This is a genomic window from Desulfoferula mesophila (assembly GCF_037076455.1).
Taxonomy (GTDB): domain Bacteria; phylum Desulfobacterota; class Desulfarculia; order Desulfarculales; family Desulfarculaceae; genus Desulfoferula; species Desulfoferula mesophila.
In genome coordinates this window covers 4,232,967-4,248,152 of the sequence record NZ_AP028679.1, presented here as the reverse complement: position 1 = coordinate 4,248,152, position 15,186 = coordinate 4,232,967, and the positions used below count along the sequence as shown (strand labels likewise).

Below are 15,186 nucleotides of genomic sequence, written 5' to 3'. Positions count from 1 at the left end.
GCGATCCGTGGCCGGAGCGGCCCACCACCAAATCTGTTAGCAAATAGATTTTAACCATGTCAACTCTATTATTTTAAATACATTTAATATTTTATCTTATAATTGCTTAATTTATATAAATTACTGTGTGTTATATTAAGGATGCGAGTGGGCAAGAGCACGCCCATTGACAAAAAGGACTCGGCATATTAAGGAGGTAGCAACCTTCCACCCTCAGGGGAGCCGATATACTTTGTACGATCGCAGACAGGCCAGCGCAGAGTTTATTCAAAAGTTGCTGGCCAAAAGCCCCATGCCTCGCAACCAGGTTGCGGTGATTTCGGGCCTTTCCAATACCTATATCCGCGACCTGGAGCAGGGCATCATCGCCAACGTGGCCCGGGAAAAACTTATCGCCCTGGCGGTGGCTTTGAACCTCGACCTGGGCGAAACCGACAAAATGCTCAACATCTTCGACCGGGCGCCCCTGGCACTACAAGACATCCCCATCTTTTTGGCCACCGCTGAAAAGGGCACCATCACTTCGGCCCTATTGCCGGTGCGCGATCGCTATTCTCTGGACCTTATGATGCTGGCCGCCGAACGTCTCCCCGGCCACCACGTGGTGGTCAGCTCCGAGCCCACGGTTTGCCTCCGCGCCCCCGGGCATCGGCTCCACTCCGAGCGCCTGTTGGCCAAAACCCACCTCATTTATGGCGAATTGGTGGAGGCTATTGGTCGAGAGCGCCTCAAGGTGATGGAGAACAACCTGGAACAGCACCAGGTGGAGCAGTACATATGCAAGAAGTGCTTGGAGGATTATTTGCGGCTCTGTGAGGATCCGGTCGAAAAGGCGTGGCGGGTCCAGCACGTGCAGAATGTATTGTCCTGCTTGGACCGTTTTCCCAAATGGAAGTTCCTGCTGACCAACAGTTGCCCGACCTTCAGCTTCGTGCTCAAGACTCCGGACCCGGCCACCGGCGAAAGCGATAAACTGCTCATCACCCGCTTGGCTCCGCACCGTTTTCAAGGCACGCGCACCGGCAAACTCACCGGCTTCACCACCGACAACCAGGTGATCATCCAGAACTTCAAGGAGGAATTGAGGGGACTAGCAGGCGCGGTGCACCAGCAATATCTGGACAGAAGCAACCTGCTTGACTACTTAGACATCCTGATCAAAGGCTAGATAATTATGGTTTAGTATTTTTGGTCTGGGCGCAGGACTGTTCCGGCGTTGGGTAAATTCTCCTCGGATTAGCCTCACAAGGTGAACCATTCACTTTATTCTTAACGCCTGCCGTGTGAGAGTCTGTGTGAGAAAAACCATCCAAAATCTGCCAAAATTGACTAAAACTGGAAAAAGCCTGGAAAACAATAATCATTTAATTACAGATAGTTGTACTGATTTAAGAGGGTTAGGAAACTCGAGGGTTCTCAATTCGTAATCAGCAGGTCGTTGGTTCAATTCCTACCGCCGGCTCCAGTAATATCAAGCGGTTACGGCTTATGGCCGTGGCCGCTTTTTCTTTGAAAAGGTGCTTGGACGTAAATTAGACGTAAAGAGATGTAAGGACCTGTCATGCCGCCTTGGTCCTTTTGCTAAGGCCTCCGTCCAAGACCTCAAGGTAAGGTTTGGTGGTGGGCACGCCTCTGATGTAGTCCTCGGTGACCTGAAGGCTTCGGTGCCTCAAGTGCTGCTGGATCACCACCATGGGTGTGTTCTCTCGGGCCAAAGAGGTGGCGGTCAAAGCTCTGATCCCATGGAAGCCAAAAGGTTTGACTCCCGCCTCTTCGCATAGCCTGCCCAGGAACTTCGAAAGAGACCTGAAGGGCTTGCCGTAGCGATTTAGGAAAACCCATTCGATGCGTCCTGTCCTTTCATGCTGTTCCCTGAGGACACCGATCAGGGCTTCGGTCATACCAACCCAGTCTGCCTCTTTCAGGCCTCCACGTCTCTTCCTGGTGTATAGCCTCAGCCGACCTCTTTCAAGGTCGATGTCCTCCCATATCAGGTTGAATAGTTCCTTCCTCCTGGCTCCAGTGTAGTAGTAGGTCCAAAGGAGAGCTTTGTCCTGTCCCTCGGACAGGTCGACCACTTTCAGAAAGTCCTCCATAGGTGGCATGTAGTGGTGCGACTTATCGTGGGAGAACTTATCGACTACCTGGAAGGGGTTTGGGGCTGGGCACATTTGGTACTTCATTGCCCAGTTCCAGGCAGCGCCTAGATGCGTCCTGTAGACGTTGGCCGTATTGTGGGATTTAGAACGGGCGTAACTCATAAGGAATCTGTGGGCCGTTGCGGTGCTAAGGCCCTGAACAGGTTGACCAGGTTTGCCGTGCCAGTTTAGGAACCGCCTAAGGATTCTCAGTTTGTCTTTATAGGTTTTCGCAGAAACGTTTTCGCGGACATGGTCCAGATAGGCCGTCGCCCACTCATGTAAGGAGACCGTGGGGGTCTGCTCCCGCTCCCATACATCTGATACGGCCTTGGGCGATAACCCCTCGTCCAGCAGGCGCTTGATGTCCTCCTCTGGGATGCATCCCCGCATGAGTGTCTTCACCTCGCTTTCCCACTGTGTCGCTTCCGTTTTGGTCTTGAAGAGTTTCTCCCTGCGAAAATTTCTCCTGCTCACCTGGCCGACCCAATGGGTCTTGCCTTTGCGTACTCGTTTGCTGGGCATACGCATTCCTCACTGCTTGCTCTATAAGGTTGTCAAAGAACAGCCAGCGGTTTCGAATGCGCACCCCGCCATAGTCGGAAGGGTAGCGCCTGACCGTACTGACTTCAACCTCGAATAGTTCAGCAACAGCCTCTGCCGTCCACTTGGGACCGAGACCCTGCACCGCATGGGGTTGTTTTTCAGGGTTGCTGGCCATCTGGCTTCTGCTTCACGTTGTGGTTACGGGGTAAGAGATTACTCTTCAGTTCTCCGCATTGAGTTCTTGTGCCCAAAAGGTCTGTTTCAGTAGCCACGGGAATCTGGCCGAGCGCTTTGAAGAAACCAGGTGGACCCAGGGCAAGAGCAAGAATGAAGACCTGCTTAAGGCCCTCGCAAAGCGTCTGAAGGAGTTGGAGACAAGATAAGCAGTTCGACCTCCGCATATTCATCCTTCGTATGGCGGACTCACGGGCCACTTTTGCCTCCAGAATCGACGATCTCTTGTCCCAATGGGAGTAACACCGGCCCACCAAAAAAAGAACCTTCAGTCCCGAAAATTCGCCCGTGAGCGGGGTTGGGGTTGGCTGATGTCAATCGGCATTGAAAACTGACCCGGGGTAGGCGTTGAAAATTGACCCACCTCTCTGCGTGGTAGTTTGGCCCCCGTTGGGGGCTTTTGTGTTTGTGGTCCCTGGTCAGGACCTGCTCTTGAGCCTCCAGCTTTCGTTTCCGGTTTCGATGATGTCGCAGTGATGGGTCAGGCGATCCAAGAGGGCGGTGGTCATCTTGGCGCTGTGGAAGACCTGGGTCCATTCCCCAAAGGCCAGATTGGTGGTGATGATGATGGAGGTCCGCTCGTAGAGCTTGGACACCAAGTGGAAGATGAGCTGGCCGCCGTTCTTGGAAAAGGGCAGATAGCCCAGTTCGTCCAGCACCACCAGGTCCATGCGGGCCAGCTTGTCGGCCAGCCTCCCGCCCTGGCCTTCCAGCTTTTCCCTCTCCAGGTCATTGGCCAGGTCCACCAGGTTATAGAAACGCCCCTTGCAGCACTCCTTGACCGCCTGGCGGGCGATGGCGATGGCCAAGTGGGTCTTGCCGCTACCGGTGCCTCCGATGAAGATCAGATTACGGCGGTCGCTCACGAAACTGCCCTGGTAAAGGTGGCGGATGTGCTCTTCATTCACCGGTGAGTCTTTAAAATCGAAGCTGTCCAGGTCCTTGCCCATGGGAAATTTGGCTTGGGAGAGACGGTAGCGGATGGAGCGCAGGCGCCTTTCGGCCTCCTCGGCCTGCAAAAGCTCCAGCAAAATCCTCTCCGGTCCCCAGCGGTTCTTGATCCCCTCGGGCAGCAGCTCGGGATAGATGGACTGCATGCCATTGAGTCTCAGCCGCTTCATGGCCTGCATCACATCCTCACGCGTCATGGCGGGCCTCCAGGCGCAGGAGGTCGTACCGGCCACAATCGGCCACCGGCTCGTGCTTGAGGATCAGATGGCCGGGAAGCTCCAGGCGGGGATGGTCATCCTGGTCCTGGGACCGATGCAGGATGTTTAGGATGATCTCCTGGCTCACTGCCTTCTGGACCAAGGCCTCCCGGCAGGCTGCGGCCACCGCTTCCAGGCCATGACTGGGCACCGCGGCCAGAATGGACACAAACTGACGGTCCCAATCGGAAAACCTTTTCAGATAAGATTTCACCCTTTCCAGGGGGCGGGGCAGCTCCCAGTCCATAAAGGGGGCACCATTGCGCAGGGCGCCCGGCTTTCTCTCCAGCACCGTCAGATAGTGCCAGGGATCGAAGATCATCTTGTCCCGGCCAAAGTTCCGCTGGTGACGGCCCACCACCTGGCCCTGGCTCACTATGACGACGTGATCGGCATAGGCTTTGATCTGCACCGTCTTGCCCACCTGGGTGCACTCCACGCTGTAGCGATTGCGGTCAAAGCTCACCAGGCCGTAGCTGGACACCCTGGTGTTTTCCTCTGAGTAGCCGTCAAAGGGACGCCCCACCTTGATCAGGTGCTCCCGCTCCTGCTCAAAAACCTCCCAAACCGTCTTGCCGGGAATGCTGGGGTGCCTGCGGCCCATGGCCCAGGCCACACATTGGTCCCGTAGCCAGCGGTTAAGCTCGGCAAGATCCTTGGCCTTGGGCCGGGGAGTGAAAAAGCGGCGGCGCACCAGACCCACCTGGTTTTCCACCTGACCTTTCTCCCAGGCCGCGCCGGGGGTGCAAAACACCGGCTCATAGAGATAGTGAGAGCAAAGCTGGATGAAGCGAGGATGAAACACTCGTTTTTTGCCCCGCTTGATTTTGCTCACCATGGTCTTGGGATTGTCGTAGATGCCCTGGGAGCAGACCCCGCCGAAAAAGGCGAAGCCCCGCCGGTGGGCGTCAAAGAGCATCTCCTGGCTTTGGCGGGGATAGGCCTGGACCAGAAACAGACGGCTGTGGCAAAGCCGGATCTGGGCCAAATTGACCTTTACCGTCACTCCATCCAACTCGGCCTGGTCCTCGCTCCAATCAAACTGAAACGCCTGTCCCGGCCCAAAGCTCAGTGGTATGAAAACCGGCGCGGCCAGCCTCTTGTGCTCATCCCGCCACCGGCCCACGTAGCGCCGCACGCTGTCGTAGCCACCCTCGTAGCCCAGCACCACCAGATCCTCAAAAAGCACCTGGGCCGAGCGCCGCCGCTTCTGGGGAAGCTTCTGGTCCTCCGCCAGAAAGCCTTCCAAATCTTTAATGTATTCCCCCAGCTTGGGGTAGGGCTGGTGACCGCGCTGGTAGCTAAACTCGGTCTCGTCTCCGCGCAGTACCTTGCGGACCGTATTACGAGAGAGCCGCAGCTCCCGGGATATGGACCGGATGGACTTACCCTGCCTGTGCTTCAGCCTGATCTTGCCGATTGTTTCCACCGTCAGCATCTCCTCGGGTACCTCCCTTCGCCAAACAACGAAGGGTGACCCCTGGCTGAGGGTGGGTCAATTTTGGACGCCGATTACTAACAAAACTGGGTCATTTTTGCATGCCGATTCACACCTCCTTTACCTGGGTGTACTTGCCCTGATAACCCGCCTCCTTGATGCGGTGATATATGCGCGTGGCCGTGTGCCTTTGCTTCTTGGGAACCTTTTTGTCCTCTTTTATGATCCGGGCGATCAGCTCAAGGTAGGGGCCAAGCTTGGGCTTGGCTCGGGGGACACTCAGTCGGTAACCGGGAGGCTCAGAATAATCCTGAATCTTTTGCAGGGTATCCCAATGGATGCCCTCTCTACGCATTAACTCGCGCTTGCTCGCCTGGCCATCGCGCAACTCAAGTCTGATCCGGGCCCATTGATCCATGTCCGTGTACACCCCTTCCGCTCCTCCAGAGAGTCCTGGCCTGGAAGCCACCATGGCCTCCATCGCACCAAAACACCTGAAGAAAACTGAATCGGTGTGTCACGGTTTTCAACCGCCACTAAAATCGTCTCGCTTTTGGACCGCCGTTTACACCATCGCACCAAAACACCTGAAGAAAACTGAATCAATGTGTCACGGTTTTCAACCGCCACTAAAATCGTCTCGCTTTTGGACCGCCATTTACACTTTAAGCCTAATGCGCAGGGCGGTGTCATCCCTGGCCTGGCTTTGGTATCGCTGGGTGGATCGGGCGATCCGGATCAATTGGCAAGCCCGGCGCTCGCTCACCTGAAGCCCTGTGGTCAGAAAATCCACCACCAATCGCTTCTGCGCCGGTTTCAAAACTTTTTTCGCAGCACCTCCTGGAGCAGATGCTTATCCAGGGTCAGGTCGGCCACCAACTGTTTGAGCTTGGTGTTTTCCTTCTCCAACTCCTTGAGTCGGCGCAGCTCGGCCACTCCGATGCCTGCGTACTTACGCTTCCAGCGGTAAAAGCTCTGCTCGGTCACCCCCATCTTGCGGCAGATCTCAATCACTGGCGTGCCCGCTTCGGCCTGCCGAAGGGCAAAGGTGATCTGCTCCTCGGTGAACTTGGACTTCTTCAACGCGGTCCTCCTCTCTACAGACCGCGATTGTACCTAAATCCTAACTCAAACTCGTGGATCAGGATTCGGGGGGCAGGTCACTGCCGGTGAGCGGCGCTGACGTGCCGCCGAGGTCTTTTATTGCGAAGGTGAAGGCCCTCTTCGCAGTAGAGCCTATAAACCCGCTTGGCGTTGATAAGCCAGCCCTCCCGTCTCAAAAGCACATGAATGCGCTTGTAGCCGTAGCGCACCCTCGTCGCGGCGATCTCCCTGATCCTTTTGCGCAGAAAAGCCTGATCATCGGCCTGGGACTGATAGCGAAACAGCGATCGGTAAACCTTGGCCACTTTGCAGGCCCGCCGCTCGCTCACCTGAAAGGCTTCCAGCATATGCCTGACCAGCCCCCGCCGCTGATCAGGCGCTAAAGCTTTTTTTCTATGACATCCTGCAGCATGGCCTTGTCCAGGCTCAGATCAGCCACAAGACGCTTGAGCTTACGGTTTTCCTCCTCAAGCTGCTTCAGGCGTCTGAGCTCTCCAGGGCCCATACCGCCGTATTTCTGCTTCCAGCGGTAGAAGGTCTGCTCGCTTACCCCCATCTTGCGGCAAACCTCCACCACCTTGGTCCCATGCTCCGCCTGCCGCAGGGCAAAGGCGATCTGCTCCTCGGTGAAATTCGACTTCTTCATGGCAAAATCCTCTCAGGTAAAAACAACCTAGATTCTGCCAAATCCTAAACCCAAAGATGGACCTAAATGCAGGGAGGACGTCACTGTGGCGTTGACCTCCTGCGGGAAAGGGGCAGATACCGAAAAATATTCTCAATAAAAAAATGCAAAAAATTTGCTGGCTTCGCAAATTCTCAATTGACCTGCAATATTAAAGCAAGCTATTTTATTATTCAAAATATATTTTCAAATATTAAAACAATAAAGTCGGCGCTGTAGCGCACCTTCACTTGTGTTTGAGTACTTGAAAGGTCAAAGGGCGGCCACAATGAAAGAATCAAGGATCCCGGATGTAGGTAGAAAGATGAAAGCCAAGGTAGTGGCGGTCAAGGGTGTCTGTAACGCCGGCCACGAGGTGGGGGACACCTTTCCTTTGAGTTGTAGATACCCCGGTCCCCTTTGCGGCTATTTTTTCCACGACCTGTTTCCCAGGATATCCGTGTTGCAGCATGGGGGGTGCTACCCTTGGTGGCGGGAAGGGCAAACCGAGTTCGAATACCATTGTCCGGACCGGGTCAATCAGGTTTCATTGGTCATCGAGGTCCAGGAAGAGGACGAGGTTTAAATGGCCGGCAACCTGGATGGCATCCTTGGAAAGGTGGTTTACAGCCTGGTGGTGGTGACCACCTCGGTGGGCGGCAAGCCATTCGGCATGACCGCGGCTTGGGTGAGCAAGGTGTCCAGCGAGCCATTGATGCTTGCCGTGAGCCTCAGCCATAAGAGTTTTACCAGCAGCCAAATAAAAGAAAAAGGATTCCTGGGCATCAATCTGCTGGGCACGGGAGGAAAAGCGGCCGCGCACCATTTCGGCTCCCAGTCCGGCCGGGACGTTGACAAATTCGCTGGCATGGAGTTCAAATTTTCCGGCCTGGGCAACCCTATTCTTAACCAAGGTACCGTGGCTTTTATAGATTGCAAAGTCGTGCGACACATGGAAGCAGGCGATCACACCCTTTTCTTGGCTGAAATGTTGGACGGCTGCTTGGGCACTGAGTTATGGCCGTTGGCCTATTGTGCCAAAAAGTTTTACAAACTGAGCGAAATATAAACGGGGCATAGGGGAGGCAAATTGACTTCGTTTGAAAAACAGGTGGTTATGGGCCAGGCAACCACCGATTAACTTCCCCTAATGTCTACATCTTGCTAGATAAACTCGAAGGGCTAAAAAGTGAGCGATAAACAAAGCATGTTGAGAGTGCTGGGGATATCCGGTAGCCCCCGAAACGGCAACAGCAAATATCTGCTATCAATGGCGTTGGAAGCAGCCAAAGAGGTAAACGACAAATTGGTCGTCACGGAGCTTTTTTCTTTCAAGGGAAAAAAATTTGAGCCGTGTAATAGTTGCTTTTCCTGCGCCAAGGAAAAAAATTACGGCGAATGTATCATCAAGGATGATTTCCAGGAACTTCGGGAAAAATGGATGCAGGCCGACGCTGTCATCTACTCCGTGCCTGTGTATCACGTATCCATCCCAGGCCAACTTAAGTGTTTCATTGACCGGCTGGGCAACTCGGGCAAGAAAATTAAGGACGTGGCGGCCCCCAAGTTCATGAAGTCGGTGGGCGCAATTGCACAAGGTTCCCATCTCTTTGGTGGTCAAGAGCTGGCCATAACTTTCCTGCTGCATCACGCGGTGCTTATGAATTGCATTCCCGTGTCGGGCGATGGCTGGCAATCATATTTGGGAGCCGCAGGATGGACCATCACGAAACGGGACCGGACCGCTATTGAAAACGATTTTGGGGAAAACGAGCGGGATGCGGAAATCACGGTCCAGGCGGCCCGTACTTTGGGCATGCGGGTGACTGAAATGGCCCTCATTTTGCGTCAGGGGATGAATAACCTGCAAGGTTCGTTTGCCCCGGATACAACGTACATGCCCATCCTTAAACAAATAAACAGCTAGTCTTTTGGTGGCCTTATGGGATCAAATCGCCACTATGGTTGGCGAAAAGCTAATACCTACCCAGATTAAATTAACAAAATTGTAAGGTTAGCCGAGGCACAAAACTCACCACTGCTGGACTCTTTAGTTAATAAATGACTTGACATAATTTGGGCGCCTAATTATCATTTTTATTAAATAAAACTATGTTTTAAATATTGAAACAATAAACAACCTTTGGCTGGTCGTGAGGTACTCGTGGAACCCTTCGAATATATCGCTCCTTCCAGCTTGGCCGAGGCCATCAGCCTGCTGGCCGATCCCGTCAAAAACGCCAAGCTCTTGGCCGGAGGCACCGACCTCATGGTGCAAATGAAGCGGGGTCATGCCCAACCGGCCTACTTGATTGATTTGAAGGAAATCCCGGGCCTCGGTGAAATCGTTTTCCAGCCGGACCATGTGATCCGCCTTGGTGCATTGGTAACGGCCGGTGAAATCGTGGCTTCCCCCGAGGTGGCCCAACACCTCCCCGTCTTGGCTGAGACCGCCGGAGTCATAGGGTCGGTGCAGATTCGCAACCGAGCCACCATCGGGGGGAATTTGTGCCGGGCCGCGCCTTCAGGCGATTTCGCGCCCATCCTGATGGCCCTAGGCGCCAGCCTGGCGCTGGCGGGGCCGGAGGGAGAGCGATTCATCCCGGTGGAGGAACTGTTTCTGGCCCCAGGTAAAACCAGTCTCCGGCCGGGAGAACTTCTCACGCAAATTTTGGTGCCGGTACTCCCGGCGAACGCGGGTGCGGTTTACCAGCGCTTCAGCTACCGCGAAACCCTTGACCTCGCGCTGGTAGGCGCCGCCGTTTTTCTGAGGCTGGACCCTTCAAGTAAAACCTGCTTGATGGCGCGCATAGCTCTGGCTTCGGTGGCCCCCGTTCCCCTGCGCGCTCATGCGGCGGAGGCGATGCTATCTGGCAAAGCGCCGAGCCAGGAATTACTGGGGGATTGCGCCTTGGCTGCCGCCAGCGAAGCCGCACCCATCGACGACGTGTACGGCACCGCTTGGTACAAAAAACAGGTGTTGGAGGCCATGGTCAGGCGAGGGCTCGCCAAGGCCCTTAAGGATTGTGAGTAGGCAGACATGGCAAAGCTCAATTTGCAACTGAACGGTCGGGCCCGCGAGCTTTCGGTGAGTCCCCACCAAACTCTGGTTGATGTAATCCGAGAAGGTTTCGGGCTTACCGGCACCAAGAAGGGCTGCGGCACAGGAGACTGCGGTGCATGCACGGTCCTGTTGGACGGCAAGCCGGTAAACTCATGTTTGGTGTTGGCTGTGGAGGCCGACGGCCACGAGGTGACCACCATCGAGGGCCTTCAGAGCGACGGTGAACTGCGCCCCATTCAGAAGGCCTTCATCGAGCACGGGGCGGCACAGTGCGGTTTCTGCACACCTGGCATGATCATTTCCGCCGAAGCCCTGTTGCGGAAGACGCCGAACCCAACGGAGGAACAGGCTAGGCGGGCCATCAGCGGTAACCTGTGCCGCTGCACAGGCTACCAGAAGATCGTCGAGGCAATCACCAGTGTAAAGGCAGGCCGAGGTGAGAGCTCCACGGAGAATCACCATGGCGACTAATCCAGCATATTCCGCGATAGGAAAGCGCCTCCCCAAGCAGGACAGTGAGTCCCTGGTCACGGGTGAGGCGAAGTACCTAGACGACCTTAAGCTGCCCGGCATGCTATACGGCCGCATTTTCCGAAGCCCCCATCCCCATGCTCTTATCAAGCGCATAAATACTGCGGCCGCCGAAAGCCTGCCCGGGGTCAAGGCGGTTATAACCGCTGACGACACAGAAAAGGTGAAGTTCTGCCACCTGCCGGTGACGCCCAATAAGTTAGCCCTCAATGACGAGAAGGTTCGTTTCGTGGGGGACGAGGTGGCGGCGGTGGCCGCGGTGGACTGGGAGACGGCGGACAAGGCCTTGGGCCTTATCGAGGTGGAATACGAGCTGTTGCCCGCCGTCTTTGATCCCCTTGAAGCAATGCAACCAGGCGCGCCCCAAATATACGAGGATTGCGACAACAATATTCCCGCCAGGATCGCGCGCAACTTCGGCGACGTGGATAAAGGGTTCGCAGAGGCGGACTACATCTTCGAGGACACTTACAAGACGCCGCTTATCCCGGCCTGCAGCATTGAACCCCATTGCTGCATTGCCTCCTTTGACCACCTGGGCAACCTTACTTTCTGGGTCAGCACGCAGAACCCTAACAACTATCAAAAGGCGCTCAGTCAAGTCCTCAAGATTCCGCAAAACAGAATTCGGGTAATCCGGCCCAAGGTAGGGGGTGCATTTGGCAACAAAAGCGTGATCCTGCCCATGGACCCCATTGCCGCCTTTCTGGCCAAAAAAGCCGGACAACCTGTGAAACTGGTTAATTCTCGGGAGGAGGAGTTCACTACCACCCGAGGCCGCTACGCCATGGTCATTCAGCTAAAAACTGGGGTCAGCCGGGACGGGAAGCTGTTGGCCCGCGAGGCCAAGGTGATAACAAACAACGGGGCCTACAACAACAAGGCCACCGGTATATCCCTACTCACCAGCAACCGCATTGGAAATCTGTACCGCATACCCAATAGTCGGACCGAAGCCATTATCGTGTACACCAACACCCAATATGGCGGGGCGATGCGGGGATGGGGCGGGCCCCAGGCTCACTTCGCGGTGGAGTCACAGATGGACACCATCGCCGAGAAGTTGGGCATGGATCCCCTGGAACTGAGGCTGAAAAACGCCAACCAAACCGGCGACACCACCCCCTGGGGTTGGCTGATTGCATCCTGCGGCCTCTCAGAGTGCCTTGAGCAGGCGGCAGAAAAAATTGGCTGGCAAGAAAAACGTAACTTGAGCGGCCTGCGCGGGGTGGGGATCGCCTCCGTGCTGCACACCGGGTCAGGTTCCGCAGGGACGCATGGCGCGGGTAACTTCAGTGAGGTTTTATTAAAAGTCTATTCCGATGGCGCGGTAGGCCTGATCGTGGGGGAAAGCGATATCGGCCAGGGATCGGACACGGTCCTCAGCCAAATCGCGTCTGAGGTCCTGGGCGTGCCGCTGAACAAGATCACCGTTGCCTCCGAGGACACCAACTTCACTCCACCTTCCATGGGGACCTGGGGCAGTAAAGTCACTTTCATTTCTGGCAATGCCGTCAAGATGGCTGCGGAGGATGCGCGGCTGCAGCTTGCTGCTGCGGCCAAACGGATATTGGAGGTTGGGGACGATGCCCGCTTCGCTTTTGTCGATAGCAGGATTCATCTCGAGGGCTCCGGCCAATCCATAGGGATTGAAGAGGCCTCCAATTACTGCGTGCAGAAGTTCGGCAAGCCGGTGACCGCTAAGGCGGTTTATGAGCCCCCCAATGCCAACCCGCCCGACCCCAAAACCGGTTTTGGCAATTATTGCCCAACTTATGCTTTCGGGGCACAGGCGGCGGAAGTGGAGGTCGATCCAGAGACCGGCCGGGTCAAGGTGTTGCGAATAGTCGCGGCTCACGACGTGGGCAAAGCCATAAATCCCCTGCTGGTGGAAGGGCAGATTCAGGGCGGTGTGGCCCAGGGAATGGGCTACGCGCTGTTCGAGGGGGCGCGGGAAAAGGACGGCCGGGTGGTCAACGACAATTTCACCACCAACAAAATACTCAACGCAACCGAGATGCCGTGGATGGAAGAGATACTCGTGGAGACTTTGGATCCCCACGGCCCTTTCAATGCCAAGGGTATAGGTGAGCCACCTCTCATTGCTACTGCTCCAGCCATAGCCAACGCTGTTTATAACGCTACCGGTGTACGCATAAAAGAATTACCGATCACGCCCGACAAGATATTGCGAGAATTGATAATTAAAAGGGAAGCAGAAGGTTGTTCAAGTGAAAAGGAATGACCTGATACCCGCCCTGATTATCGCTTTGTTCGGTGCCGTGGTCGCCGTTGTTTCCTACATACTAGGCCTGGGTAGCCTTAGGGTCCCCGGACCCGGCATGGCGCCGTTTTTGATAGGGACACTACTTGTGCTCAGTTCCTTGCCGGTGGTGGTCTCCGCTTTCCTGGCCGCGCCGGCCGGTTCCATCGGCAGCGGCACGAGTCCTTGGCACGGAATTAACCTGAGAAAAATTGGGCTGTGCCTGCTCACCCTTTTAGGCTTCGGGGTAATTTTAGAATATGCCGGTTTTGTTCTGTCGGCGTTGCTTTGCCTGATTTGCCTTTTCCGAATAGTCGAAAAGCAAAAGTGGAAAACTATATTGCTGGCTTCTTTTTTGACGGTGCTGGTTTCCTACGTTTTGTTCGTGGTGATACTCGAAGTTGAACTACCCGTTAAATTGTTTTGGAAGATTTAACCGTGGAACTGCTTAGCAATACGTTATACGGGTTCCAACTTCTAATGGACCCAACCAATTTACTTTACTGCTTTATCGGAGTTTTCGTAGGAAACCTCATCGGCGTGCTCCCAGGCATTGGGCCGATAGGGGCGATGGCCATATTGTTGCCGGCCACCTTCGGCAGTACTCCAGTAGCGGGCATAATCATGCTCGCGGGAATATATTACGGTGCGATGTATGGAGGAACAATCACCTCCGTCCTGGTGAACATCCCGGGCGAGGCAGCCTCCTGCATTACTTGCCTGGACGGTTACCAGATGGCGCGGCGCGGTCGCGCCGGACCAGCTCTGGGCATCTCGGCTTTTGGTTCGTTTATCGGCGGCACCTTTAGCATCATCGCCCTTACTTTTACGGTTTTCATTTTGTCAGAAGTGGCTCTCATGTTCGGGCCGCCGGAATATTTCGGCCTCATGTGCATGGGGCTTACCATCATAGTGTATTTGGTTAAGGGTTCTCTGATGAAGGCCATTATGATGGCCTTGGTTGGATTGTTTTTAGGGTGCGTGGGTACCGACGTCATTACCGGCACTTTGCGTTTCACCTTGGGATTGCCTGAGCTTTATGACGGTGTAGGAATAGCGCCCGTCGCCATGGGCCTGTTTGGGGTGTCGGAGGTCCTGCGCAACATAGAGAAGACCGAACTCCAGTCCATAACGGTGCCCACAAAGGTCAAGAACATCCTGCCCAACCGGGAGGATTGGAAAAAATCCGCCGGACCCATCGGGAGGGGGTCGGTGCTTGGGTTTTTATTGGGTATATTGCCCGGCGGCGGTGCCATTCTCTCTTCTTTCGTGTCCTATTCCTTGGAAAAGCGCCTTTCCAAGCATCCTGAACGGTTCGGCCGTGGTGCTATTGAAGGGGTGGCAGGTCCCGAAACAGCTAATAATGCCGCTACTGGGGGCGCCTTTATTCCTCTGCTGGCCCTAGGTATCCCCCCCAACGTGATAATGGCCCTTCTTTTGGGAGCCTTCCTTGTCCATGGCATAACCCCCGGCCCCTTGCTGATGAAACAGCATCCTGACGTTTTCTTCGGCACCATCGCCAGCATGTATGTGGGCAACGGATTGCTGCTCATACTTAATATTCCCTTGATTGGCTTGTGGATTAAAGTACTGAAAATACCGCCAAGAATACTCTATCCTCTGATATTTTTGTTTACCTTGATAGGGGTATACAGCGTCAGAAATATGGTGTTCGATATTTATATTATGCTTTTCTTTGGCGTGGTTGGATATGTTTTAAAGAAATACGAATATGAAGAAGCTCCGATTCTGTTGGGTTTTATCCTTGGCCCCATTTTGGAGCAGGCCTTCCGACAGTCATTGGTAATGTCATACGGTGACTTGACGATATTCATAACCCGACCAATTGCGGCTACAACTATCGCGTTATCCATCGCTTTGCTTGGCTCCACTCTTTTCGGAATATTCAAAAATGCAAGGCGGCAAGTTGTTGAAAAGCTCGATGACGAATAACGGGCATACATGACCGTAGTGAGTCGATCACTATTTGTTAGAA

At 54.7% G+C, this 15,186-nt stretch carries 13 protein-coding genes and 2 pseudogenes; 9 read left to right on the top strand and 6 right to left on the bottom strand.

Features of this window, described 5'->3' with window-relative positions:
- Nucleotides 1-232 precede the first annotated feature (232 nt).
- Complete coding sequence (locus tag AACH32_RS19695; RefSeq protein WP_338603440.1) at nucleotides 233-1,168, top strand: helix-turn-helix domain-containing protein; 936 nt, start codon at nucleotides 233-235, stop codon at nucleotides 1,166-1,168.
- A gap of 391 nt (nucleotides 1,169-1,559) precedes the next feature.
- On the opposite strand, the gene AACH32_RS19690 is transcribed toward AACH32_RS19695, so the two are convergent.
- From AACH32_RS19690 to AACH32_RS19665, 6 genes and pseudogenes are all read right to left on the bottom strand, one after another.
- Entirely contained in the window at nucleotides 1,560-2,663 is a 1,104-nt protein-coding gene (locus tag AACH32_RS19690) for a tyrosine-type recombinase/integrase (RefSeq protein ID WP_338603437.1), read from the bottom strand.
- 674 nt (nucleotides 2,664-3,337) lie between these two features.
- Nucleotides 3,338-4,066 carry an IS21-like element helper ATPase IstB gene (gene istB / locus AACH32_RS19685; protein WP_338599621.1) on the bottom strand — a complete coding sequence of 243 codons (729 nt, stop codon included), beginning with the start codon at nucleotides 4,064-4,066 and terminating at the stop codon, nucleotides 3,338-3,340.
- The gene (istA, locus tag AACH32_RS19680; protein WP_338599618.1) at nucleotides 4,056-5,564 is read right to left on the bottom strand and encodes an IS21 family transposase; all 1,509 of its coding nucleotides are present in this window, start codon (nucleotides 5,562-5,564) and stop codon (nucleotides 4,056-4,058) included. Before istA ends, istB begins: the two co-directional genes overlap by 11 nt.
- Nucleotides 5,565-5,673: 109 nt before the next feature.
- A complete protein-coding gene (locus AACH32_RS19675; RefSeq protein WP_338603434.1) occupies nucleotides 5,674-5,982 on the bottom strand; it encodes a hypothetical protein in 309 nt (102 codons plus the stop codon).
- 246 nt (nucleotides 5,983-6,228) lie between these two features.
- Nucleotides 6,229-6,647, bottom strand: a pseudogene (locus AACH32_RS19670) (transposase); the annotation flags it as partial.
- A gap of 83 nt (nucleotides 6,648-6,730) precedes the next feature.
- Nucleotides 6,731-7,314, bottom strand: a pseudogene (locus tag AACH32_RS19665) (transposase); the annotation flags it as partial.
- 343 nt (nucleotides 7,315-7,657) lie between these two features.
- Between AACH32_RS19665 and AACH32_RS19660 the strand changes: the two are divergent.
- The 8 genes from AACH32_RS19660 to AACH32_RS19625 all read left to right on the top strand — a co-directional run bounded on the left by AACH32_RS19660 (nucleotide 7,658) and on the right by AACH32_RS19625 (nucleotide 15,143).
- Nucleotides 7,658-7,918 (top strand): TIGR04076 family protein, encoded by a 261-nt coding sequence (locus AACH32_RS19660; RefSeq protein ID WP_338603432.1) that lies wholly within the window; start codon nucleotides 7,658-7,660, stop codon nucleotides 7,916-7,918.
- Nucleotides 7,919-8,401 (top strand): flavin reductase family protein, encoded by a 483-nt coding sequence (locus AACH32_RS19655; protein WP_338603429.1) that lies wholly within the window; start codon nucleotides 7,919-7,921, stop codon nucleotides 8,399-8,401. It abuts the gene before it with no gap.
- A 120-nt stretch (nucleotides 8,402-8,521) separates the two neighbouring features.
- On the top strand, nucleotides 8,522-9,259 hold the full coding sequence (locus AACH32_RS19650) for a flavodoxin family protein (RefSeq protein WP_338603427.1): 738 nt from the start codon (nucleotides 8,522-8,524) through the stop codon (nucleotides 9,257-9,259).
- Nucleotides 9,260-9,496: 237 nt separating this feature from the next.
- Nucleotides 9,497-10,366 (top strand): FAD binding domain-containing protein, encoded by an 870-nt coding sequence (locus AACH32_RS19645; protein ID WP_338603424.1) that lies wholly within the window; start codon nucleotides 9,497-9,499, stop codon nucleotides 10,364-10,366.
- Between the two features lie 6 nt (nucleotides 10,367-10,372).
- Nucleotides 10,373-10,867 (top strand): (2Fe-2S)-binding protein, encoded by a 495-nt coding sequence (locus tag AACH32_RS19640; protein WP_338603421.1) that lies wholly within the window; start codon nucleotides 10,373-10,375, stop codon nucleotides 10,865-10,867.
- Nucleotides 10,857-13,172, top strand: a complete 2,316-nt coding sequence (locus tag AACH32_RS19635) for a xanthine dehydrogenase family protein molybdopterin-binding subunit (RefSeq protein ID WP_338603419.1) — start codon at nucleotides 10,857-10,859, stop codon at nucleotides 13,170-13,172. The genes AACH32_RS19640 and AACH32_RS19635 overlap by 11 nt, the downstream gene beginning before the upstream one ends.
- Nucleotides 13,159-13,626, top strand: coding sequence for a tripartite tricarboxylate transporter TctB family protein (locus AACH32_RS19630; RefSeq protein ID WP_338603417.1), 468 nt, complete (start codon nucleotides 13,159-13,161; stop codon nucleotides 13,624-13,626). Before AACH32_RS19635 ends, AACH32_RS19630 begins: the two co-directional genes overlap by 14 nt.
- A gap of 2 nt (nucleotides 13,627-13,628) precedes the next feature.
- The gene (locus AACH32_RS19625; RefSeq protein WP_338603414.1) at nucleotides 13,629-15,143 is read left to right on the top strand and encodes a tripartite tricarboxylate transporter permease; all 1,515 of its coding nucleotides are present in this window, start codon (nucleotides 13,629-13,631) and stop codon (nucleotides 15,141-15,143) included.
- Nucleotides 15,144-15,186 lie beyond the last annotated feature (43 nt).

Bases quoted from the DNA above. Each gene is read 5' to 3' on its own strand.
- AACH32_RS19675 (WP_338603434.1), bottom strand. From the start codon at position 5,982: ATGGATCAATGGGCCCGGATCAGACTTGAGTTGCGCGATGGCCAGGCG.
- istB (WP_338599621.1), bottom strand. From the start codon at position 4,066: ATGACGCGTGAGGATGTGATGCAGGCCATGAAGCGGCTGAGACTCAAT.
- istA (WP_338599618.1), bottom strand. From the start codon at position 5,564: ATGCTGACGGTGGAAACAATCGGCAAGATCAGGCTGAAGCACAGGCAG.
- AACH32_RS19655 (WP_338603429.1), top strand. From the start codon at position 7,919: ATGGCCGGCAACCTGGATGGCATCCTTGGAAAGGTGGTTTACAGCCTG.
- AACH32_RS19640 (WP_338603421.1), top strand. From the start codon at position 10,373: ATGGCAAAGCTCAATTTGCAACTGAACGGTCGGGCCCGCGAGCTTTCG.
- AACH32_RS19690 (WP_338603437.1), bottom strand. From the start codon at position 2,663: ATGCCCAGCAAACGAGTACGCAAAGGCAAGACCCATTGGGTCGGCCAG.
- AACH32_RS19635 (WP_338603419.1), top strand. From the start codon at position 10,857: ATGGCGACTAATCCAGCATATTCCGCGATAGGAAAGCGCCTCCCCAAG.
- AACH32_RS19660 (WP_338603432.1), top strand. From the start codon at position 7,658: ATGAAAGCCAAGGTAGTGGCGGTCAAGGGTGTCTGTAACGCCGGCCAC.